19 protein-coding genes are annotated in these 20,240 nt (G+C 64.6%); 5 read left to right on the top strand and 14 right to left on the bottom strand.

Features of this window, described 5'->3' with window-relative positions:
* Positions 1–68 precede the first annotated feature (68 nt).
* Positions 69–857, bottom strand: a complete 789-nt coding sequence (locus RBA41_RS05870; RefSeq protein WP_306621950.1) for a fatty acid desaturase family protein — start codon at positions 855–857, stop codon at positions 69–71.
* A gap of 74 nt (positions 858–931) precedes the next feature.
* The gene (locus RBA41_RS05865) at positions 932–1,531 is read right to left on the bottom strand and encodes a hypothetical protein (protein WP_306621948.1); all 600 of its coding nucleotides are present in this window, start codon (positions 1,529–1,531) and stop codon (positions 932–934) included.
* A gap of 195 nt (positions 1,532–1,726) precedes the next feature.
* On the opposite strand from RBA41_RS05865, the gene RBA41_RS05860 reads away from it, so the two are divergent.
* Positions 1,727–3,592, top strand: coding sequence for a sensor histidine kinase (locus tag RBA41_RS05860; protein WP_306621946.1), 1,866 nt, complete (start codon positions 1,727–1,729; stop codon positions 3,590–3,592).
* Positions 3,589–4,932 (top strand): sigma-54-dependent transcriptional regulator, encoded by a 1,344-nt coding sequence (locus tag RBA41_RS05855; RefSeq protein ID WP_306621944.1) that lies wholly within the window; start codon positions 3,589–3,591, stop codon positions 4,930–4,932. The genes RBA41_RS05860 and RBA41_RS05855 overlap by 4 nt, the downstream gene beginning before the upstream one ends.
* A 50-nt stretch (positions 4,933–4,982) precedes the next feature.
* Here the strand turns inward: RBA41_RS05855 and panB are convergent, their stop codons facing one another.
* From panB to hda, 6 genes are all read right to left on the bottom strand, one after another.
* Positions 4,983–5,843, bottom strand: coding sequence for a 3-methyl-2-oxobutanoate hydroxymethyltransferase (gene panB / locus RBA41_RS05850; RefSeq protein ID WP_306621942.1), 861 nt, complete (start codon positions 5,841–5,843; stop codon positions 4,983–4,985).
* Positions 5,844–6,581: 738 nt separating this feature from the next.
* The gene (locus tag RBA41_RS05845) at positions 6,582–6,929 is read right to left on the bottom strand and encodes a DMT family protein (protein ID WP_126077647.1); all 348 of its coding nucleotides are present in this window, start codon (positions 6,927–6,929) and stop codon (positions 6,582–6,584) included.
* Position 6,930: 1 nt separating this feature from the next.
* Positions 6,931–7,404 carry a 2-amino-4-hydroxy-6-hydroxymethyldihydropteridine diphosphokinase gene (folK, locus tag RBA41_RS05840; protein ID WP_306621937.1) on the bottom strand — a complete coding sequence of 158 codons (474 nt, stop codon included), beginning with the start codon at positions 7,402–7,404 and terminating at the stop codon, positions 6,931–6,933.
* Entirely contained in the window at positions 7,401–8,801 is a 1,401-nt protein-coding gene (pcnB, locus tag RBA41_RS05835) for a polynucleotide adenylyltransferase PcnB (protein WP_306621935.1), read from the bottom strand. Before pcnB ends, folK begins: the two co-directional genes overlap by 4 nt.
* On the bottom strand, positions 8,794–9,468 hold the full coding sequence (locus RBA41_RS05830; RefSeq protein WP_306621933.1) for a histidinol-phosphatase: 675 nt from the start codon (positions 9,466–9,468) through the stop codon (positions 8,794–8,796). Before RBA41_RS05830 ends, pcnB begins: the two co-directional genes overlap by 8 nt.
* Positions 9,465–10,148: a DnaA regulatory inactivator Hda gene (hda, locus tag RBA41_RS05825; RefSeq protein ID WP_099874947.1), complete on the bottom strand. Its 684-nt coding sequence runs from the start codon at positions 10,146–10,148 to the stop codon at positions 9,465–9,467. Before hda ends, RBA41_RS05830 begins: the two co-directional genes overlap by 4 nt.
* Before the next feature lie 263 nt (positions 10,149–10,411).
* Here hda and purM point away from each other — a divergent pair, with 263 nt between their 5' ends.
* Positions 10,412–11,455: a phosphoribosylformylglycinamidine cyclo-ligase gene (gene purM / locus RBA41_RS05820; protein WP_099882185.1), complete on the top strand. Its 1,044-nt coding sequence runs from the start codon at positions 10,412–10,414 to the stop codon at positions 11,453–11,455.
* Positions 11,456–11,470: 15 nt separating this feature from the next.
* Here the strand turns inward: purM and RBA41_RS05815 are convergent, their stop codons facing one another.
* Positions 11,471–11,752 (bottom strand): hypothetical protein, encoded by a 282-nt coding sequence (locus tag RBA41_RS05815; RefSeq protein WP_306622067.1) that lies wholly within the window; start codon positions 11,750–11,752, stop codon positions 11,471–11,473.
* Between RBA41_RS05815 and RBA41_RS05810 the strand changes: the two genes are divergently transcribed.
* Positions 11,660–11,911 (top strand): hypothetical protein, encoded by a 252-nt coding sequence (locus tag RBA41_RS05810; RefSeq protein WP_306621928.1) that lies wholly within the window; start codon positions 11,660–11,662, stop codon positions 11,909–11,911. The two genes, RBA41_RS05815 and RBA41_RS05810, sit on opposite strands and share 93 nt — an antisense overlap.
* A 22-nt stretch (positions 11,912–11,933) precedes the next feature.
* On the top strand, positions 11,934–12,458 hold the full coding sequence (locus RBA41_RS05805) for a helix-turn-helix transcriptional regulator (RefSeq protein WP_306621926.1): 525 nt from the start codon (positions 11,934–11,936) through the stop codon (positions 12,456–12,458).
* Between the two features lie 48 nt (positions 12,459–12,506).
* Here RBA41_RS05805 and RBA41_RS05800 read toward each other — a convergent pair whose 3' ends face one another.
* The 5 genes from RBA41_RS05800 to RBA41_RS05780 form a co-directional block, all read right to left on the bottom strand.
* Positions 12,507–13,337 carry an alpha/beta hydrolase gene (locus RBA41_RS05800; protein WP_306621924.1) on the bottom strand — a complete coding sequence of 277 codons (831 nt, stop codon included), beginning with the start codon at positions 13,335–13,337 and terminating at the stop codon, positions 12,507–12,509.
* A gap of 113 nt (positions 13,338–13,450) precedes the next feature.
* Positions 13,451–13,708, bottom strand: a complete 258-nt coding sequence (locus RBA41_RS05795) for a hypothetical protein (protein WP_306621922.1) — start codon at positions 13,706–13,708, stop codon at positions 13,451–13,453.
* A gap of 107 nt (positions 13,709–13,815) precedes the next feature.
* Positions 13,816–16,251, bottom strand: a complete 2,436-nt coding sequence (locus tag RBA41_RS05790) for an acylase (RefSeq protein ID WP_306621920.1) — start codon at positions 16,249–16,251, stop codon at positions 13,816–13,818.
* A gap of 138 nt (positions 16,252–16,389) precedes the next feature.
* Positions 16,390–17,607: a 6-phosphofructokinase gene (locus RBA41_RS05785; protein WP_306621918.1), complete on the bottom strand. Its 1,218-nt coding sequence runs from the start codon at positions 17,605–17,607 to the stop codon at positions 16,390–16,392.
* Between the two features lie 87 nt (positions 17,608–17,694).
* Entirely contained in the window at positions 17,695–20,154 is a 2,460-nt protein-coding gene (locus RBA41_RS05780; RefSeq protein WP_306621916.1) for an acylase, read from the bottom strand.
* Positions 20,155–20,240 lie beyond the last annotated feature (86 nt).

Genomic DNA, 20,240 nt, shown 5'->3' with positions numbered 1-20,240 from the left:
GGTCGAAGAGTTTGAATCGGTATCGGCGATGTTGGCGATATGTTTAGCTGCCGGCGCGATGCTCAAGCTCAATACACCTGCGTCGGACGCAGTCCGCGCGCCTCGAAATGCGGGTCGAGCCGGCGCGAGAGGCGCCGCAGGTTCATCGTCGGCACTTGCGGATACAGGTGATGCTCAAGGTGGTAAGTCAGGTTCATGAACAGCGCCGGCACGATGGCGCCGCGCATGGTGCGGGCCTGTTCGAGCGGCTTGCTGCCCGGTTTGTAGTGCGGCAGGTACGCCGTCGCCAGCGGATAGAACCAGCCGCCGATCCAGGCCATGGCCACATAAACCAGCGGCCCGCTGCTCCAGCGTGCCAGCCACAGGGCCAGCAGCGCCAGCGCCAGTGCGGTGGCCAGTTCGGCGACCATCCAGCGGCGGTCGCGCGCCGGCCGGATCTTGCGGAACGATTCGCGCCACAGGCGTGGCAGGTACAGCGGGCCGCACAGCAGCGCGCCGAGCAGGCTTGCGCGTGCCGGTGCGCCTTCCAGGTCGTCATCTTCCAGGCAGTGGGCATGGTGGTGCAGATGCGTGTAGCGGAATGAATGCCCGCTTTGCAGCACCACTACACTGACGATGAACAGCGCCCAGTGCGTGGCGCGCGCGTCCAGGCCCGCCGAGCCGTGCGCCACGTCGTGCAGGTAGGCCACCGTGACCACGAAGTGCATCAGCATCACCAGCGGCAGCGCCAGATAAGCACCGTGCGCGTAGAGCGCCGCGAACGCGGCCAGCGTCAGCGCGGGCAGGGCGGCGAGGGCGATGCGCTGCCACGTGGCGACCGTCAGCAGGTCGCCGTCGAGCGTGCCCAGTTGCGGCATGCCGGCATTGCGCCTTGTCAGTGACGGGAAAACGAAGTGATGTGGTGCTGCGGTAAAGGCAAACATGATGGCGACTACCTGATCAGGTTAATGTACGACGACAGGAAAAAGAAGATGACGATCGAGACAGCCACGCTGCCCGCGTTCTTGCGCATGCCCCAGCGCCGCAAGGCCTGGACGATGGACGGATCGAGGTGCTGGAACAGCGTCACCGGCATGCGCAGGAACGGCCAGAGGGCGATCAGGGACGATGGAACGGCAACAATCCAGAGCACGCCCAGGTAGGCGAGGTAGCTGGAAAAGGGGATGAGGCGCAGCGCCGCGATCAGCGTTGGCACCAGCAACAAAAGCAGCAGCGTCAATCCGACCCGGTACCCGCTCAACAGAAACCGGTTGCGCGGGCTCAGGTCTGGCGGCTGCCCGCCGAAGACATGCATCGCCGCGCTGAAGCGGCGCGCCGGCGCTTTGGGCACGCCGAACAAGGCCAGCGACATCGCCGCATGCGCCACCAGAATCACCAGGTCGAGCGCCAGCCCGCGCAGGAACGCGGTTCCGAGCGCCCACTGCGCCAGCGGCGAGACGATCAAGGCCCATGCCAGCACGCGGTTGACCCGCATCCAGACGATCTTGGGTGGCACCAGTGCGTCGATGCCGGGGAAATGCAGTGTTTTCATGATGTTTCGATGCCTTTGCCGAGTCGCTCCGGCCTGCGCCGTCCTACTCATCAATACGCAAGCCGCATGCCACCCGCGACACGTCGCTAAGCTGCTGTTTTTAAACAGAAAATTACCGGGTGATACGCACTGGCTGTCAACTTGCTATATAGTTAGCCCGTTGCAACTATCAAGCTGCCTTACACTTGGGCCCGCATGGACATTTATCGCGTTTACTATTTCTCGCTGGTGTTCCAGAGCTGCATCAGCCTGGGACTGGCGGCCTGGCTGTGGGCCAAGGCGCCGCACCAGAGCGGCATCAAGCCGCTGGCGCTGTTCTGCGTCGGTATCGGCTGCTGGGCGCTGGGGCAGCTGGGCATGCACCTGGGTGACGATACGGTGGCCGCGCTGGGCAAACGGCTGGTCAACTGCGGCCCGATCAACGCGGTGTTCTTCCTGCACTTCGTGTTCCGCTTCCTGCAGCGCGACCGCCCGCGCCAGCTGCTGGCCGTCTACCTGCTCGGCATCGTGACCCTCGTGCTGATACAACTACTCGACATGGGCACGCTGGCGCCCTGGCTCGGCTTCCGGCGCTACTACTTTTTCCCTGTGTGGGGCTGGATACCCGGCATTGTCGTCAGCTCGATCAGCATCTGGGCCTACCTGCTGCTGCTGGCGGCGTGGCCGGCCGCTGCACCCAAACAGCGCGGCAAGATCCTGGCGATCTGGTTTGCGGGGGTCTGGGGATCGGGCGCCTCGCTCATGTTCCTCAACGCCTCGCTCGGAATCGACATCTTCCCGTACAGCGTGATCCTGCTGCCGGGCTACGCGCTGCTGCTGGTGTTCGGCATCCTGCGCTACGACCTGATGGTGGTGAACCTGTGGGCCAACCGCCTGCTGGCCTGGCTGGTGCTGATGGCCATCGCGGTGGCCCTGGCCAGCCTGCTGCTCAGCGTGGCCGCGCGCACCGGCTTCGCGCCGCTGGCCGCCATGCCGCTCTGGCAGCTATGGCTGCTCGGCACCGCGATGCTGGGCGTGATGCTGGTGCTGGAAGGCCCGTCGCGCCGCGCCATGGAGCGGCTGGTCTTCCCCGGCGCGCATCTGGAAGCGGGCGTGCTGGCCGACTGGCGCCTGCGGCTCGACGCCGCCAGCAGCTGGCAGGAGCTCGAGCGCATCGCCGCCTCCACCCTCGGTGCGCACCTGCGCCAGCCGATGCGGGTGGTGCTGGGCGACGCCAGGCCGGCCGGCGACGGCGCGGGCAAACCGGGCGTGCACTGCTATCTCGCCGCCGGCAAGGACGGCAAGGCGCCGCACTGGCGCAGTGACCTGATGGCGTGGGAAGGCGCGACCCCGAGCGTGACCCGCGTGGGCGAAGTGTTCGGCGCCCTGCTGGCGGCTGCGGCGGCGCGGCTGGACCAGTTGCTGCGCTATGCGGAGCATGAAAAGGAGCGCCTGCAACAGGCCCACCTGCTGGAACTGGGCGGCCTGGCGGCGACGGTAGCGCACGAACTGCGCAATCCGCTCAACATCATCAGCATGGCGGCGGTGATGGCGCCGCCGGAGGTGCGCGCCGAGATCCGCGCCCAGATCGAACGCGCCGACCATCTGATCCAGGACTTGCTCAGTTATTCGGGCGAAGTGCGCCTGAACCGCCAGCGCGTGCCCGTGGCCGAACTGGTGCAGCGGGTCGCCGCCGGCCATCCCGCGCAAGCCATCGCGCTCGATGTGGACGAGGCCCTGTGCCTGCACATCGACCCGATGCGCGGCGAACAAATCCTCGGCAATTTGATTGGCAACGCCATGGCCATGCTGCGCGGCCGCCCGGACCCGCGCATCCTGGTCGCCGCCGAAGCGCATCCCGACGGCTGGGTACTGCTGCGCGTGTGCGACAACGGCCCGGGCGTGCCCGCCGATCTGGCCGCCGACCTGTTCCAGCCCTTCACCACGCGCCGTCCCGGCGGCACCGGCCTTGGCCTGGCGATCGTCAGGCGCCTGGTCGAGGCCCACGGCGGCAGCGTCAGGCTGGGCGAACGGGCCGGCTGGACCTGCTGCTTTGAACTTCTTTTACCAGGCTCGCCATGACTACCGAACGCATTCTTCTCGTCGACGACGAACCCGCCTTCCAGCGCCTGTGCGGCAACTGGCTGGCCAGCCTTGGCTACGACGTCAAGGTCGCGGCGTCAAGCGAACAGGTGCTGGCCTTGTCGGCCGACCACACCTTCGACCTGGTGCTGCTCGACCTGGCGCTGCCGCCATCGTTCCGCCCCGATGAAGGGCTGGCGCTGCTGCCCGGCCTGGCCTCGGCGCCGGTGGTGGTGATGACCGGCCATGCCGACCGCGAACTGGCCTTGCGCGCCATGGCCGCCGGTGCCTGGGACTTTTTACCCAAGCCGCTCGACCCGGACCTGCTGCGGGTGGTGGTCGAGCGCGCGCTGACCAAGCGCCGCCTGGAACGCGAGCTGGCCGAGTGGCGCGCGCGCGCCGGGCCGGACGACGCCACCATGGGCCTGATCGGCATCAGCACCGACCTGCGCGACCTGCGCGCGCTGATCCGGCGCATCGGCCCGACCGAGGTACCGGTGATGATCACGGGGCCGAGCGGCACCGGCAAGGAGCTGGTGGCGCGCGCGCTGCATGCCAACGGCAAGCGCAGCGCCAAGCCGTTTGTGGCGGTGCACTGCGGCGCGATTCCGGCGGAGCTGTTCGAGAGCGAGTTGTTCGGACACTGCAAGGGCAGCTTCACGGGGGCGGACCGCGACCGCATCGGCTTGATCGCGGCGGCCAACGGCGGCACCCTGTTCCTCGACGAGATCGGCGACATGCCGCTGGCGATGCAGGTCAAGCTGCTGCGCTTTTTGCAGGCCGGGAGCTTTTTCGCGGTCGGCGCGCGCAGCGAAACGCGGGTCGATGTGCGCGTGGTGGCGGCCACCAACCGCGACCTGGCGGCGATGGTCGAGGAAAAATCGTTTCGCGATGATTTGTTTTATCGGCTCAAAGGCATCCAGGTCAGGACCACGGCGCTGGCCGAGCGGGCCGAGGATGTGGCGCTGATCGTGCAGGCGGTGGCGGCCAGGCTGTCCCCGCCCAAGCGGCTGGCGCCCGATGCGCTGGAATGGGTGGTGTCGAGGAACTGGCCGGGCAATGTGCGCGAGCTGCAGCATTCGGTGTCGACGGCGGCGGCGCTGGCCGGCAATGCCGATGTGATCACGGTCGACGACCTGGCGCTGGCGTGCGGGGAAGCGGCCGCGCCGATGGCGGTGGAGGGGGATGGTTTGCTCGATGCGCAGGTAGCGGCGCTGGAAAAGCGCCTGATCGTCGCCGCGCTCGACGAGACGGCGCATAACCACACGCATGCGGCCAAGCAGTTGGGGATCTCGCGGGTGGGGTTGTTGAATAAAATGAAGCGGTACGGGTTGCGCTAATCCCCGTCGTTCCTGGTATTGCCCGGAACGACGGAGTGGGGTGCGGTGGCTTAGAAACAGTGCTCCAGCGCCGGAAAACTGCCATCCTTGACCGCGCTCACATACGCGCTGACGGCGGCATCGATGCTGGTCTGCCCGTCCATGAAGTTCTTCACGAAGCGCGCTTTGCGCCCCGGGAAAACGCCCAGGATGTCGTGCATCACCAGCACCTGGCCCGAGCAGTCCGGCCCCGCGCCGATGCCGATCGTCGGCACCTTCAGCGCCTCGGTCAATTCCTTGCCCAAGGCGCTAGGAATCGCCTCGAACAGCACAATGGCCGCACCGGCCGCTTCCAGCGCCAGCGAATCGGCCTTGAGCTGGGCCGCGCTCTCGATGCTCTTGCCCTGCACCTTGTAGCCGCCCAGCTGGTGCACCGACTGCGGCGTGAGCCCCAGGTGCGCGCACACCGGCACCGCGCGGTCGGTCAAAAAGCGGATCGTCTCGGCCAGCCACGCACCGCCCTCGAGTTTGACCATGTGCGCGCCAGCCTGCATCAGCTGCACCGCGTTGTTGAACGCCGCTTCCGGCGTGCCGTAGCTGCCGAAAGGCATATCGGCCAGCACCATCGCGCTCTTGTTGCCGCGCGCGACAGCGGCGGTGTGGTACGCGATCTCGGCCACCGTCACCGGCAAGGTCGATTGATGTCCATTGCAGACCATGCCCAGCGAATCGCCGATCAGCAGCACTTCCACGCCGCAGCGGTCCATCAAGGTCGCAAAGCTGGCGTCGTAGCAGGTCAGCATCGTGATCTTGGCGCCCGAAGCACGCATCGCGTTCAGCGAAGGAATCGTCACCGCCTTCGTCACCACCGGTTTGACAGGCGCCGGAGTGTCGCCGCCCGCCATGTCCTTACCCTGCAGATAACCGCTCATAATAGTCCTTTGATATCAAAATGGTCGCAACGGCGCATAGTGTAATCTCAACCGCCGTAATGTGCTTGGATCGGCTGGGGGAGATGAGGTCGAGCGCGCCTGGCACGCGCAGGCCGGACTTGGGGATTGGTGCGGCGCGGTAAACCATGGGCGTTGACCGTGTCGGATGAAATAGATATCATCAAAGGGCAAGCAGGAACAGGCGCGCCGAATACAATGGGCGCCAAGGTGGATCCAACAAACTTCAAAGGATTTTCGACGTGCTCAAGGCAATTGCAAAAGGCGCTCTTCATTAGGTAATTAACTAATGGAGAGTACAGTGAAACGACATGCACGCTTGATAAAGGCTTACGGGTACAACGAATACGGCTTGGCGGATTTTCCCCGAAAAATATCCGGCACAAGTGTCTCTCGGGTAATGATTAGGAACGACAACGGTTGTTCTCGTTGTTTTCCACACGGATACGAAACCGTCAATAGCCACCTCCACAACCGACAACGCTGCTGGAAGCGTCAGCGCAAGACGCAGTGGAAATGATGCGGCGTTCCCTCTTGCCGACGCATTGCATGCAGGGGCGCGCGCGATCGATTCAAGATTGTTGATGACAGGCGAACAGGGGCCGACCGGATTGTACGGAAGGCCGATGTCTCTCCCGCTTCCCGCAAAATCGGTCCGGCGTATCGATTTTTATCCGCCTGCGCGCCGCATCGTTACAGCCAAGCGCAGGCACGTGCCGGTCAGCTGCGGAAGATGAAGTAGACGGCGCCCACCAGGCATAGCCCGGCCCATACGTAATCGAGCTTGAACGGTTCGCCCATGTAGAACATCGCGAACGGGACGAACACCGTCAGGGTGATGGCTTCCTGCAGGATCTTGAGCTGCGCCAGGCTGTATTGCGTATGGCCGATGCGGTTGGCCGGCACCTGCAGCAGGTATTCGAACAGGGCGATGGCCCAACTGACCAGCGCCGCATACCACCACGCCTTGCTCGACATGTTCTTCAGGTGGCCGTACCAGGCAATCGTCATGAAGATGTTCGACAGGACCAGCAGGCCCGCGGTCTGCACAAAAATCGGAATCTGCATATCAGTTCAGTCGTTCGATGGCCTGGCCGGCGACGGCGGCCAGGTAATCGCGTGCCGGGCCACTTCCCGGCACCTCGATATCGGGTGCGATTTCCAGCAGCGGCACCAGCACGAACGCGCGCTCGGTCATGCGCGGATGCGGCACCTGCAGGCTGGCGGTGTCGATCCGTTCGTCGTTGTACAGCAGGATGTCGAGGTCGAGGGTGCGCGGGGCGTTGCGGTAGGGCCGTTCGCGCCCGTGCGCCAGTTCGATCGCCTGCAGGGCGGCCAGCAGCGCTTGCGCGCTCAGGTCCGTGTCGATGCAGGCGACCGCGTTGATGTAATCGTCGCCCGAGGAGTCAATCGGCGCGGTGCGCCAGGCCGACGATTGCGCCAGCAGGCGGCTGCCGTCCAGCACGGCCAGGCGCGCCAGAGCGTCGGCCACGTTGGCGCGCGCATCGCCCAGGTTGGCGCCGATGCCGACGTACGCGATCATTCGTCGCCGCTGGTGCTGCCGGTGGTGCTGCTGGTGGTGGCGGTGTCGCCGCCTTCGCCACTGGCGCGGTTGCGCGGAGCGCGGCGCGGCGGGCGCTTGCGCTTGGCGCCGGCCGGTGCCGCGACGGCGGTGGTGAGCAGGGTTTCGCGCTCGACCGCGTCGCCTTCATAGAAGGCGGTCCACCATTCGCCGATTTCCATCTCGATCTCGCCCGACTCGCAGCGCAGCAGCAGGAAGTCGTAGCCGGCGCGAAAGCGCGGGTGTTCCAGCAGCTTGTACGGGGCCTTGCCGTTGCGCCGCTCGAAGCGCGGCTGCATCGACCAGATATCGCGCATGTCCGAGCCGATCTTGCGCTGCAGGGCCAGTTTTTCGGTCTGCGAATCGAGCACGTCGTCGGCCGCGAGGTGCAGCGCCGGAATCGGCGACTCGCCCGCCGCGCGGTAGGCGGTCCATTTCTCGACCACCTGGTGCCACAGCAGCGAGGCAAACAGGAAGCCGGGCGAGACGCCCTTGCCGGCCTTGACGCGGTTGTCGGTCGATTCGAGCGCCAGGGTGACGAACTTCATGCCGATCGGCTGCTCCAGCACCACGTCGAGCAGCGGCAGCAGGCCGTGATGCAGGCCTTCCTTGCGCAGCTGCTGCAGGCAGGCCAGCGCGTGGCCGCTCATGAGCAGCTTGAGCATTTCGTCGAACACGCGCGCGGCCGGCACGTTGTTGATCAACGGCGCCATGACGGGGATCGGTTCGCGCGTATGCGGCTCGATGGTGAAGCCCAGGCGCGCGGCGAAGCGCACCACGCGCAACAGGCGTACCGGGTCTTCGCGGTAGCGCGCTTCCGGCTGGCCGATGATGCGCAGGGTCTTGTCGCGGATGTCGGCAATGCCGCCGTGGTAGTCCAGCACCACCTGCGTGGCCGGGTCGTAGTACATGGCGTTGATGGTGAAGTCGCGCCGCATGGCGTCTTCGTGCTGGGGGCCGAAGTTATTGTCGCGCAGGACCCGTCCGTGTTCGTCCTTGGGTGCGCTGGACTCGCCGGCGCCGCGGAAGGTGGTGACCTCCAGCAGGTCGGAACCGAACATCACGTGCACGATCTGGAAGCGCTTGCCGATGATGAAGGCGCGCCGGAACAGGCGCTTGACCTGTTCGGGCGTGGCATCGGTGGCGATGTCGAAGTCCTTCGGTTTGACCGACAGCAGCAGGTCGCGCACGGCGCCGCCCACCACGAACGCCTTGAAGCCCGCCTCCTGCAATGTCTGGGTCACGCGGATCGCGTTCGACGACAGCAGCTTGGGATCGATTCCGTGCTCCGCCGCTCCCAGGATGATGGGTTCGGTCAGGTCGCGCACTGGCTGCTTCTCTTTGACGCCGAGCATTTTGCGGATGAATTTTTTAATCATTGAATAGATGGAGTAAAGGCCAGCCAAGGCGTGTGGCGTGGGTCGCCAGCACGGCGTTCGGGTTGGTCGCGACGGGATGGGTGACGACGGACAGTAGGGGGATATCGTTGTGGGAATCGCTGTAGAAGTGGCTGCGCCCGAAACCATCCAATGGCGTGCCCACCTGCGCCAGCCAGGCATGGGTATGGGTGACCTTGCCGGCGCCCGATGTCGGCACGCCCAGCAGTTTGCCGGTCAGGTTGCCGTCGGCATCTTCTTCGGGCACCGCGGCGATCAGGTGCTCCACGCCCAGCGCCCTGGCGATCGGCGCGGTGACGAAGCGGTTGGTGGCGGTGATGATGGCCACCAGGTCGCCGGCATCGAGGTGCTGCCGGAGCAGCGCGCGCGCGCGCGGCAGGATGGCCGGCTCGATCACGTCGGCCATGAACTGCGCGTGCATGGCGTCGAGTTCCTTGCGCGGAAAGCGCGCCAGGGTGCCGAGCGCGAATTCGAGGTATTCGACCGGGTCGAGCGTGGCGGCCTGGTACTGGGCAAAAAATTCGTCGTTGCGGCGCTTGAATTCGACGGGATCGACGGCGCCGGTGCGGACTAAAAATTCGCCCCATTCGTGGTCCGAGTCGATCGGCAGCAGGGTATGGTCCAGGTCAAACAGCGCCAGGTTCTTCATTCTTTGGTGTCCGCTTGCGGGTTGGCTTGTAATAGTAAATCGCGCAGCAACGGCAGGGTGACCGGTCGCTGGGTTTCGAGGGAGTACTGATCGAGTGCGTCTAGCATCGTCGACAGGGAGCGCATGTCGCGCTTGAAATGGGACAGCAGATAGGGTAACACGCTGGCCGACAAGGTCAAACCGCGCGCTTCGGCGGCATGCGTGAGCGCGGCGATCTTCTGTTCGTCGGCCAGGCCGTGGATCTGGTAGATCAGGCCCCATCCCATGCGCGTGCGCAGGTCTTCGCGTACCGGCAGCACCACCGGCGGCACCGGCCCGGTGCTGACCATGTAGGCGCCGTGTTCGCGGATCTGGTTGAACAGGGCAAACGCGTCGATCTGGGCCTGCGGCGAAAGCTTCTCGCAGTCGTCGAGCAGGTACAGGGTGGTTTCGGGCGCGTACGTGAATTCGGATTCGGGGGCGTCGCAGGCGATGTAGCGCGAGCGCGGCGTGGCGGCCAGGGCTTGGAGCAGGTGGGTCTTGCCGGCGCCGGTTTCGCCCCACAGGTAGGCGAAATGTTCGCGCGAACGACGCTCCGCGAACTGGTGCATCAGATGCGCCAGTTCGGCATTTTGCCCTACCTCGAAGGTATCGAGGCTGTGCGCCTGCTCTGCGCCCAAATCGAGTACCAGCTGTTTCATGAGTTCATTCTTGCGCCGTCGTATACATCAGGCATTATAGAAGCTGCCACGCACATCGTGGTGGCGGTGATGGTGCTGGCAGGGTGCCGACGCTGTGCTGGGGTGCCGTGACTGTGAAAAAAAGCATCTTATTGTTGTAATGTGGGTTAAATCGGCTCAGGACGGGGCATTTTGATAAAATAGCGGATTGACCAGTTTTGGCCGCCCGCGGCTCGAATCGGTTCGCCGCCTTCTATTTTACCGCCTCCGCTGCCAAATACACCATGAGCCAACTTTCTAATGTTTCCCTCTCCTACCGCGACGCCGGTGTCGATATCGATGCCGGAGACGCCCTGGTCGAAGCGATCAAGCCGTTTGCCAAGAAAACCATGCGCGAAGGCGTGATGGGCGGCATCGGCGGTTTCGGCGCGCTGTTCGAGATCAGCAAGAAGTTCAAGGAGCCGGTACTGGTGTCCGGCACCGATGGCGTGGGCACCAAGCTCAGGCTCGCGTTCGAGCTGAACCGCCATGACACGGTCGGCATCGACCTGGTCGCCATGAGCGTGAACGACATCCTGGTGCAGGGCGCCGAGCCGCTGTTCTTCCTCGATTATTTCGCATGCGGCAAGCTCGACGTGCCGACCGCCACCGCCGTCGTCAAAGGCATCGCCCAGGGCTGCGAGCAGGCCGGTTGCGCGCTGATCGGCGGCGAAACGGCGGAAATGCCGAGCATGTACCCGGCCGGCGAGTACGATCTGGCCGGTTTCGCGGTCGGCGCGGTGGAAAAATCGAAAATCATCGACGGCACCAAGATCACCCCGGGCGACGTGGTGCTGGGCCTGGCATCGTCGGGCGTGCACTCGAACGGTTACTCGCTGGTGCGCAAGATCATTGAAGTGGCCAAGCCGGACCTGAACGCCGACTTCCACGGCCGCCCGCTGGCCGACGTGCTGATGGAGCCGACCCGTATTTACGTCAAGCCGCTGCTGGCGCTGATGGAATCGATGGAAGTCAAAGGCATGGTGCACATCACCGGCGGCGGCCTCGTCGAAAACGTGCCGCGCGTGCTGCAGCCAGGGCTGACGGCGGTGCTCGATTCGAAGGCATGGACCATGCCGCCGCTGTTCCAGTGGCTGCAGCAGCACGGCGGCGTGGCCGACGCTGAAATGCACCGCGTGTTCAACTGCGGCATCGGCATGATCGTCATCGTGTCGAAAGAAAATGCCGATGCGGCGTTTGCACAGTTGCAGGCCGCCGGCGAGAGCGTCTCGCGCATCGGCGTCATCCGTGCGCGCGAAGGTGACGAGCACCAGACGATCGTCAGCTGACCCGTTTGCGGTCACTCAAAAAACGGACGGCGCCTTCGGGTCCCGTCCGTTTTTTTTGATCTTTCTCATGTCGAATCGCCGATGCCCGATGCCACCATCGAAAGCTTGATCCTGACGTACGCCATATGCAGGGCGTTCGCAGCGAATCAAGTGCTGGTTGTCGCTTGACAACCGGATTTTTGGTGACGACAATCGGAGAGACAGATGACGCGCACGTCCCACCCCAAAAAAGAGATAGAGCAGGCCCTGAAGCACGCTGAAGCAAACGGCTGGCGCATTCAAGTCGGTGCCAGCCATGCTTGGGGCCATATGTTTTGTCCCTACAACGACAACACGTGTCGAGGTGGGGAATACTGCATGTCGCCCGTGTGGAGCACGCCCAAAAGTAGTGGCAACCATGCCCGATTTTTGAGGCGCGTAATCGACAATTGCACCACCCACAAAGCAGCGCCGTGATGAAAGTGCTGGAGGAGATGTGATGGATTTCGTCTTTGAATTTAGGTATCGCTTGTCGGGCGATGATGACAATCAGGATGACATTGTCGGTCGTCTGGAAAAAGAGGATTGTACCGATGCCTTGGTCGGTATCGGGCGACCGGGGCGCATTGCACTGGAATTTTGCCGCGAGGCTGATAACGCGTTTGATGCCATGACCAGTGCGCTAGCCGACGTCAAGCGCGCCATTCCCACAGCGCAGCTCATTGAAGTGCGTCCCGATCTGGTCGGACTCACTGACATTGCGGAGTTCGCCGAGGTAAGTCGCCAAAACATGCATAAGCTGGCCTGCAACAACGCCGAGACGTTTCCCGTGCCGGTGCATACAGGAAGTACGACCTTATGGCATCTCGATGATGTTCTGCGCTGGATGATGCCGCGCGGGACTTACCCGATCGAGCCGGGTACGCTGGAGGTGGCGTCGATCGCCAAGCAGCTTAATTTTGCCATCCAGGCGCGGCAGATCGAGCCTGAATTATTCCGCCAAGTGCAGGCGTTGCTGGCCTGATACCTGACTGACGAAAACGCAGGCGGCGCTATTGCCACCTGCGTCCGCCTACAGCTTGCGCACAAAGCCGCAGTACACCGGACCCACGTCGGGATGCGCCAGGATGCCGTTGTGGCTCGCTCCCCTGGCCACAAACCACTGCTTGTTTTCGCCCGGGATCGCGTCGTACACCTTGCGTGACATCGCCACCGGGATCAGTTGGTCCTTCTCGCCCGACAGCACCAGGCTGGGACCATGCCAGCCCCTGACGAGCGCCTGGTTGTCCACGCCGCGCAGCGTGTCGGCGACGTTTACTTTCAAAAACAGCTTCAGATACCAGGGCACGTTGGCGTCGGTCCATTCCTGCACGGTGGTGGCGGTCGCTTCGAGCACCATGCCCCTGGCAAGCGGCCGCTGGCTTGCCACGTAGGCCGCCATGAAGCTGCCCAGCGACTGGCCATGCACGGCCACCTTGCCCGGATTGATGGCATTGACATGGTCGAACACGCGCAGCGCGTCGGCCCGCATGTTCTCCACCGTCGGCACGCCGCTGCTGCGGCCATAGCCGCGGTAGTCGAACACGGCCACGTTGCTGCCGCAGGCGGCCAGCAGCGGCAGCAGTTCCCGCGCGTGCTGGTCGAGGTGGAAGGCGTTGCCGCCGAAGTAAAGCACGGTGATGGCCGCGCCGGCACGCGCCAGATACACCCCGCGCAAGGTGGCGCCGTCCGGCGTGGCGACCGTTTCCCCGGTCATGTTGTAGGCGGGCAGCAGCGCCGCGACATCGACGCGCGCCAGCGCGGGTGCGTCCTTGCCGTCGGGATGGATGAAATTTTTCTCTTCGATGTGCATGGTGCCGCATCCGGCCAGGCCGATGGCGAGCAATAAAGCAAGAAAACGCATGGGGTTTCTCGGTGAGGGATGTGAACAGGGACGTACCCGTCAGGGACGCACCCGGGCATTATCGGCGATTCCAATCGGGGCCGCCAGCGGGCGGCCCCGGTACGGCGGGGAGATTACTTCTGGTTGTTGGCGAGTTCCTTGCGGCGCGCCGCGATGGCTTGTTTGACGGTCATCTTGTAATCGATGTCCTGCGCCATCGTATGCTGCGCCACGTAGGAAACGAGCAGCTCGGCTTCTTCAGGCGACAAGGCCTCTTTCACTGCCTTGCCCTTGACCGGGTCGCCGGTCTCGGCCAGCGTGACGTCGAGCGGCCCGTTGCAGGCGGCCAGCAGCAGAGGGAAACACACACACGCCATGAACAGGTTTTTCATCATCGTTCCAGTCTAATGAAAGTAACCATAACTTAACACAGCCTTCTTAAAAATGCCTTTTTAAAAACATTTAGTTTTTGTTAAGCAACACGTGTGTTGTTTGTGCGTTACTGCCCGGCCTTGGCCGCGCTCTTGCCCTTGTGGCTGATGGCGATGCGCTTGTACGCCGGATCGGCCGCGATCTGCGTTTCCGTAAAGGGCAGGGTGGGCCAGGATTTACGCGAATACAGCTCGGTCTGGTCGGCGTAGTGGGGCGAGGCCGGGTCGACCGACTGGCCATACGCGAGCACGGCTTGCGCCTGCGGGCCGTTGCGGTCGAACATCACGGTCTGCACGTAGCTGCTGCCGTCGGTCACCTCGCGTCCCCCGCCGGCCAGCGCTTCGCTGGCAATCACGTTGTAGATCCCGTAATAGTAGCGCCCGCCGTGGATCGGAATGCGTTTGCCGCCGCGCTCGCTCTGCTGCAACTGGCCCCAGGTGGTATCGAGCCCCCAGCCGTTCGCTTCCATCTCGAGCACCGCGTTGGCCAGGGCCGTGCGCAGGGTGCTCATGCTGGCCGCGTCGTCCAGACGCAGCCCGCGCGGCGTGTTGACCGGATCGGCCGGGTTGAAGGGCACCGCCCAGAACAGGGGCGTGCCGTACAGCTGGTCCCACATGCTGGCGAAGTAGCCGAAGCCGATATTGGCGTCCAGGTTGGCCGTGTGGTCCCAGGTGCGCAGCCTGGCGCAGGGCAGCGTCAGGTCGACCATGGTGCCGTCGGCCGCCGCTGCCAGGCGAGGGCCATCGCAGGCGCGCAACATGTCGGCCATGTTCTGGCTGGCGTAGTAGGCGCGGTTGCTGAACAACAGCCCTTGCAGCTGGCTCACCGACATGCGCCGTCCGGCCAGGCCGTCCGTGCCCGCCAGGCGCGCCTGCAACTGGGAAATGCCGATCCGCGTGCGGCCGCTTTGTTCCCGCGCGTCGATACTGACGATCGAGGGGAAGCCGGTCAGCGGCGCCGCCGGATTGCTCAGCCAGGCGCTGTCGTTCGAGTTCTGGACGTAATCGTCGCGTTCCAGGCGCGGCAGGCTGGCGCCGGCGAAGATGCCGCTCTGCGGCGCGCCCGGGTCATTGCCGGGATTGCAGGCGCTGGTCGAGGCGTCGAGCACCAGCACGCCGCCGTCCGCCAGCTCCCTGAACGCGGCCGGCACGCAGGCTTTTTCCTTGGCCAGCGGGACGTTCGGCACCACGGTCACGTCCATCAGCAGGGTCTTGCCATCCTTGTCCACCGCCACGGTGTTCACCCATGGCAAGCCGACGATGCGGTCGATGCCTTCGCGCAGCTCGCCCAGGCTGCGCGCGCTGTTCATCGCGCGCCATTGTTCCAGCATGCGGTGATTGCCCATGTTGGCGTCGAGCAGGGTGTAGGCGTTCTTGCGGTTCCATTCCAGCATGTTCGGCAAATGCATCACCACGCCCAGCGGGGTCTGGTAAAAATCATGGCTGCGCGTGGCCAGGCTGCCGTCGGCCTGGCGCACCTCGACGTCGATCCGCTTGCGCGTCATGTTCTGGACCTTGCCGTCGACCACATAGCGGGTCGGATCGAGCGGGTCGAGCTGCAACTGGTGCAGGGTGAAGTGGCTGGAGGTGTTGTTGGTATGGGTCCAGGCCACGTCCTTGTTGAAGCCGATGCTGACCATCGGCATGCCGCCGAGCGAGGCGCCCATCACATCGAGCTTGCCGGGAATGGTCAGGTGCAGCTGGTAGAAGCGCAAGTCGCCTTTCCACCAGTTATGGGGATTGGCCAGCAGCATGCCTTGTCCATTCTCGGTGGCATCTTTACCAAGCGCCACGCCGTTGCTGCCGGTGCGGGCGTGCTGCTGTTGCCAGTATTGCGGATCGACCGCGCTGGGGCCGCCGCGGCGCGGGAACGCCGCCCGCGACGATGCCGGTGCCGTGCCCGGCGGCGCGGCGGCGACCAGCATCTCGATGAAATGGCTGCCCGCGCCTTCGGCGGCATAGCGGCGCACGATTTTCATCATGTCGCTGGTGGTCATGCTGCGCACCCAGGCGCCGTTCTTGCAGGCTTCCGGCAAGCCGCCCTTGCCGCGCTCGTCGAGGTACTGGTTGTAGCCGGCCACATAGCCTTCGACCAGTGCGCGCATGGGCGCCGGCTGTTCGCGCCAGGCGGTAGCCACCGCTTCCGGTTCGTTGATCAGGCGATAGAAGTAGTCCGACGCCAGGTTGGGGGCCGTGTCCTCGGTCGCGCCGCGCGCGTCGGCACCGAAATACTTGGCGCGTTCGCCGTTGGCGGTGACGATGCGCTCGGCCATCAGGCAGATATTGTCTTGCGCGTAGGCGTAGCCGATGCCGTAACCGAGGCCGCCGTCGTCTTCGGCCTTGATGTGTGGAACGCCATGGGCGGTGCGGCGGATCTCGGCGGCGTAGCTTGGCGCGGCCGGGTCCGTCGGATTGTCGTTGCTGCAGGCGGACAGCGCCAGCAACAGGGCGGCGCTGCTGGCGCGCAGCAGCGGAGCGGATGAAACAGGCAGGCGTGGGGTCATGGCGGTCCGGTGTCGTGATGGTTGACGGGACCGCAGTGTTGCGACTCGGCCTTGCTAAAACAATCAAAATGCACAAAGGACAAGCGGATGCGCCCGGATGGCGCATCTGACGGTACCTGGCCGCCGGCCAGGACCGGCTTACTTCTTGTTGAGGATCTTTTCCACCGGCGCGGGCCGCAGGCGGAAGGCGTCCGGCATGCGCGAACCGAGCAGCGGGCGCAGGTACAGGCGGAAGGCGTCGGTGACGTCGGTACCGCACTCGCTGATGAAGGCCTCGTCCATCACGCGCGTCTTGCCGGCCACGCTTTCCAGCGGCACCAGTTCGTAGTCGACCGAGTAGTAGCCGGTGCGCTTGATCGCCACCGAACCGTCGCGCTCGCCCCACATGGCGAACTGCACGGCTTTTTCGCCCACTTCGCGCGCCTCGCGCTGGTCCACGTCCGACACGCAGCCGATGAAGGAGCGCTGCAGGTAGCCGAAGGTGTCGCCGCGCACGCGCTTGATGCCGAGCCTGGATTTGATTTCGTCGCACAGCAGGTCGGCCAGCGCGCCGGTGCCCGACAGCTGCACATTGCCGTGCGCATCGCGCTCGACTTCGCTCGAGAGCAGGCTGGCGACCGCTTCGCCCGAGGCGTCGTGGATGCCTTCGGAGACGGCGATCACGCAGCGCCCGTGGCGCTCGTACATGGTCTTGACGTCGGCCAGGAATTGTTCGAGGACAAAGGTGCGTTCGGGCAGGTAAATCAGGTGCGGACCATCGTCCGGAAACTTCTTGCCGAGCGCCGCGGCGGCGGTCAGGAAGCCGGCGTGGCGCCCCATCACCACGCCCACGTACACGCCGGGCAGGGCCGCGTTGTCGAGGTTGGCGCCGGCGAAGGCTTGCGCCACGAAGCGCGCCGCCGAGGGAAAGCCGGGGGTGTGGTCGTTGCCGACCAAATCGTTATCGATGGTTTTGGGAATGTGGATGCAGCGCAGCGGATAGCCGGCTTTTTGCGCTTCGAGGCTGACGATGCGCACCGTGTCGGAGGAATCGTTGCCGCCGATGTAGAAGAAGTGCTCGATTTCGTGGGCGCGCAGCACCTCGAAAATCTTGTGGCAGTAAGCCAGGTCGGGCTTGTCGCGGGTAGAACCGAGCGCCGAGGAAGGCGTCAGGCCGACCAGCTCCAGGTTATGGCTGGTTTCCTGGGTCAGGTCGACGAAGTCTTCGTCGACGATGCCGCGCACCCCGTGCATGGCGCCGTAGACGCGCGTGACGTTGCGAAAACGGCGCGCTTCGAGCACCACGCCGACCAGCGACTGGTTGATCACGGCGGTGGGTCCGCCTCCCTGTGCGACCAGAATTTTTCCTGACGACATGTGCATCTCCTTGATATGTTGAACAAGCAGCTTGCAGGCAGTCTACCGCCATGGCGGCAGACTGCCGGTTTCGTTACGCCGGACGGCTTATGGTTTTGCGTTCGGCTTGCCGTTCGGCGTGGCGACGGCCTTGCGCGACACCGTCATGGTCGAGAACGCCGGATCGGCCTTGATCTGCGCTTCCGTGTACGGCTGGGTGATCCATTCCTTCTTCGAGAAGCGCTCGGTCTGGTCGGCGTAATGCTTCGAGGCCGGATCGGTCGATTGCGAGTAGGCCAGCATGGCTTGCGCCTGCGGGCCGTTCTTGTCGAACGACACGGTCTGGATGTAGCTGGTGCCGTAGATCACTTCCAGCTTGCCATCCGCGCCCGGCACGCTGCCGATCGCGTTGTACACGCCATCGCTGCCCTTGCCGCCGTGGATCGGGATCTGCCTGGTGCCGCGCGTGGACACCTGCAGGTCGCCCCAGCGCGCGTCCTGCGACACGCCCATGCGCGCCACGTCCAGCGCCGACGAGGCCAGCGCCTGGCGCACCGTGTTGGCGGTAAACATGTTATCGATGTTCAGGCCGCGCGGGGTATTGACCGGATCGGCCGGGTTGAACGGCACTGCCCAGACGCCCGGCAAGCGCTCGATGCGCTCCCACAGGCCGGTGAAGTACAGGTAGCCGATGTTGCTGTCGAGGTTGACCGTGCGGTCCCACTGGTTCAGGCGTGCGCAGGCGCTGGTGAGGTCGACGCTGCTGCCGTCGGCGGCCTGGGCGTTCCTGTCGCCGCGGCACAGGGTCAGCACGTCGTCCATGATCTGTTCGGCGTAGTAGACGCGGTTGCTCAGGGCCAGGCCCTGCAGTTGCGCGACCGTCATGCGGCGCCCGGCCAGGCCATCGGTGCCGGCCAGGCGTTTTTCCACCTGCGAGATGCCCAGGCGCGTACGGCCGAACTGCTCGACATTGTCGACGCTGACGATGTCCGGAAAGCCCGCCAGCGGCGCTTTCGGGTTGGAGAGCCAGGCGCTGTCGTTGGAGTTTTGCACGTAGTCGTTGCGGGTCAGGCGCGGCAGGCTGGCGCCGGCGAAGATGCCGCTCTGGGGCGCCGTGCTGTCGGTGCCGGGGGCGCAGGCGCTGGTTGCGCCGCTGAGCACGAACAGGCCGCGCGCGGCCAGCGGTTTGAACGGCGCCGGCACGCAGGCGTTCTGCTTGGCGCTGCTCACGTGCGGCACGACAGTGACATCCATGAACAGGGCGCTGCCTTCCTTGTCGACGGCCAGGGTGTTGACCCATGGCAGGCCGACGGTGCGGTCGATCGATGCCTTGAATTCGTCCAGGCTGCGCGCGCTGTTCATGCCGTACCACTGTTCCAGCAGGCGGTGATTGCCCAGGTTGGCATCATTGATGGCGTAGGCCATGCCGCCGGTCCAGTCGAGCTGGCCGGGAATGACGACCATCGGGCCGAACTGGCTGCTGTAGAAGGTGCGCGACTGCGGGCGCACCACCCCGTCGGGACCCTTGACGTCGATGGTGACGCTCTTGCGCTCCATGCTCTGCGGCTTGCCGTCGAACAGGTACCTGGTCGGGTCGGACGGGTCCAGCGGCAGCGCGTGCACGGTGAAGTGGGCTGAATTGTTGACCGTGTGGGTCCACGCCAGGTTCTGGTTGAAGCCGATATTGACCATCGGCATGCCGCCGAGGGCGGCGCCCATGGCGTCGAGCTTGCCGGGGATGGTCAGGTGCAGCTGGTAAAAGCGCAGCGCGCCGCGCCACGGGAAGTGCGGGGTGCCGAGCAGCATGCCCTGGCCGTTGTCGGTGGCATCCTTGCCCAGCGCCACGGCGTTACTGCCGGTGCGTTCGCGCATCGCGGTCCAGTAGTCGGGGTCCATCGGGTTCATGCCGGCCTTGGGCGGGAGGGCCGGCATCAGCGGATTCTGGCCCGGCGGCGCGGCGCCCACGATGGCGGGAATGAACTGGCCGGAACTGGCTTCGGCGGCGTAGCGGCGCAGCAGCTTGACCATGTCGGCCTCGTTCACCTTGCGCACCCAGGCGCCGTTCCTGCACGCGGCCGGCAGGTTGTTCATGCCGGTCTTGTCGAGGTAATCGTTGTAGCCGGCGACGTAGCCTTCGATCATCGCCTTCATCGGCGCCGAATGGGCTTCCCAGGCGGCCTTGACGGCGTCGTCATTGTTGATGATGCGGTAAAAGAAATCGGTCTGCAGGTTCGGCAGGTCCGAAGTCTGGCGCGTCGCGGTCGGGCCGAAGTGTTTCGAGCGCTCGCCGCTGACGGTGGTGAATTCGTCGGCCATCAGGCAGACATTGTCTTGCGCGTAGGCGGTGGCCACGCCATAGGCGAGGCTGCCTTCATCGTTGGCCTTGATGTGCGGCACGCCGAACGAGGTGCGGCTGATCTCGGCCTGGTATTTCAGCGCCGGGTCGTCCGGCTTTTTGGATTCGTCTTTTTTGTCTTCGTTGTTGCAACCGGCGCTCATGGCCAGGGCAACAGCGCCAGCCAGCACCAGCAGACGCGGCGCGTGGGGATTCTTGAATGGGATGGTCATGTAGGTCTCGTGTTAGATACATTGATGGCGCAGCAGTGCGATATTTTATATCGAAATTACATCAAAATTGCAGAAATAATAACTTT

Source organism: Massilia scottii (assembly GCF_030846495.1).
In the GTDB taxonomy this organism is placed as follows: Bacteria; Pseudomonadota; Gammaproteobacteria; order Burkholderiales; family Burkholderiaceae_D; genus Telluria_A; species Telluria_A violaceinigra.
The sequence above is the reverse complement of the archived record's forward strand: the minus strand, read 5'-3'. Positions and strand labels throughout refer to the sequence as shown.

What these genes read in the sequence shown, in the direction of transcription:
- RBA41_RS05865 (WP_306621948.1), bottom strand. Translation starts at nt 1,531, where the DNA reads ATGAAAACACTGCATTTCCCCGGCATCGACGCACTGGTGCCACCCAAG.
- RBA41_RS05810 (WP_306621928.1), top strand. Translation starts at nt 11,660, where the DNA reads ATGACGCGCACGTCCCACCCCAAAAAAGAGATAGAGCAGGCCCTGAAG.
- RBA41_RS05855 (WP_306621944.1), top strand. Translation starts at nt 3,589, where the DNA reads ATGACTACCGAACGCATTCTTCTCGTCGACGACGAACCCGCCTTCCAG.
- hda (WP_099874947.1), bottom strand. Translation starts at nt 10,148, where the DNA reads ATGAAACAGCTGGTACTCGATTTGGGCGCAGAGCAGGCGCACAGCCTC.
- folK (WP_306621937.1), bottom strand. Translation starts at nt 7,404, where the DNA reads ATGATCGCGTACGTCGGCATCGGCGCCAACCTGGGCGATGCGCGCGCC.
- panB (WP_306621942.1), bottom strand. Translation starts at nt 5,843, where the DNA reads ATGAGCGGTTATCTGCAGGGTAAGGACATGGCGGGCGGCGACACTCCG.
- RBA41_RS05815 (WP_306622067.1), bottom strand. Translation starts at nt 11,752, where the DNA reads ATGGCTGGCACCGACTTGAATGCGCCAGCCGTTTGCTTCAGCGTGCTT.
- RBA41_RS05785 (WP_306621918.1), bottom strand. Translation starts at nt 17,607, where the DNA reads ATGTCGTCAGGAAAAATTCTGGTCGCACAGGGAGGCGGACCCACCGCC.
- RBA41_RS05845 (WP_126077647.1), bottom strand. Translation starts at nt 6,929, where the DNA reads ATGCAGATTCCGATTTTTGTGCAGACCGCGGGCCTGCTGGTCCTGTCG.
- RBA41_RS05860 (WP_306621946.1), top strand. Translation starts at nt 1,727, where the DNA reads ATGGACATTTATCGCGTTTACTATTTCTCGCTGGTGTTCCAGAGCTGC.
- RBA41_RS05800 (WP_306621924.1), bottom strand. Translation starts at nt 13,337, where the DNA reads ATGCGTTTTCTTGCTTTATTGCTCGCCATCGGCCTGGCCGGATGCGGC.
- RBA41_RS05795 (WP_306621922.1), bottom strand. Translation starts at nt 13,708, where the DNA reads ATGAAAAACCTGTTCATGGCGTGTGTGTGTTTCCCTCTGCTGCTGGCC.
- RBA41_RS05805 (WP_306621926.1), top strand. Translation starts at nt 11,934, where the DNA reads ATGGATTTCGTCTTTGAATTTAGGTATCGCTTGTCGGGCGATGATGAC.
- RBA41_RS05830 (WP_306621933.1), bottom strand. Translation starts at nt 9,468, where the DNA reads ATGAAGAACCTGGCGCTGTTTGACCTGGACCATACCCTGCTGCCGATC.
- purM (WP_099882185.1), top strand. Translation starts at nt 10,412, where the DNA reads ATGAGCCAACTTTCTAATGTTTCCCTCTCCTACCGCGACGCCGGTGTC.
- RBA41_RS05780 (WP_306621916.1), bottom strand. Translation starts at nt 20,154, where the DNA reads ATGACCATCCCATTCAAGAATCCCCACGCGCCGCGTCTGCTGGTGCTG.
- RBA41_RS05870 (WP_306621950.1), bottom strand. Translation starts at nt 857, where the DNA reads ATGCCGCAACTGGGCACGCTCGACGGCGACCTGCTGACGGTCGCCACG.
- pcnB (WP_306621935.1), bottom strand. Translation starts at nt 8,801, where the DNA reads ATGATTAAAAAATTCATCCGCAAAATGCTCGGCGTCAAAGAGAAGCAG.
- RBA41_RS05790 (WP_306621920.1), bottom strand. Translation starts at nt 16,251, where the DNA reads ATGACCCCACGCCTGCCTGTTTCATCCGCTCCGCTGCTGCGCGCCAGC.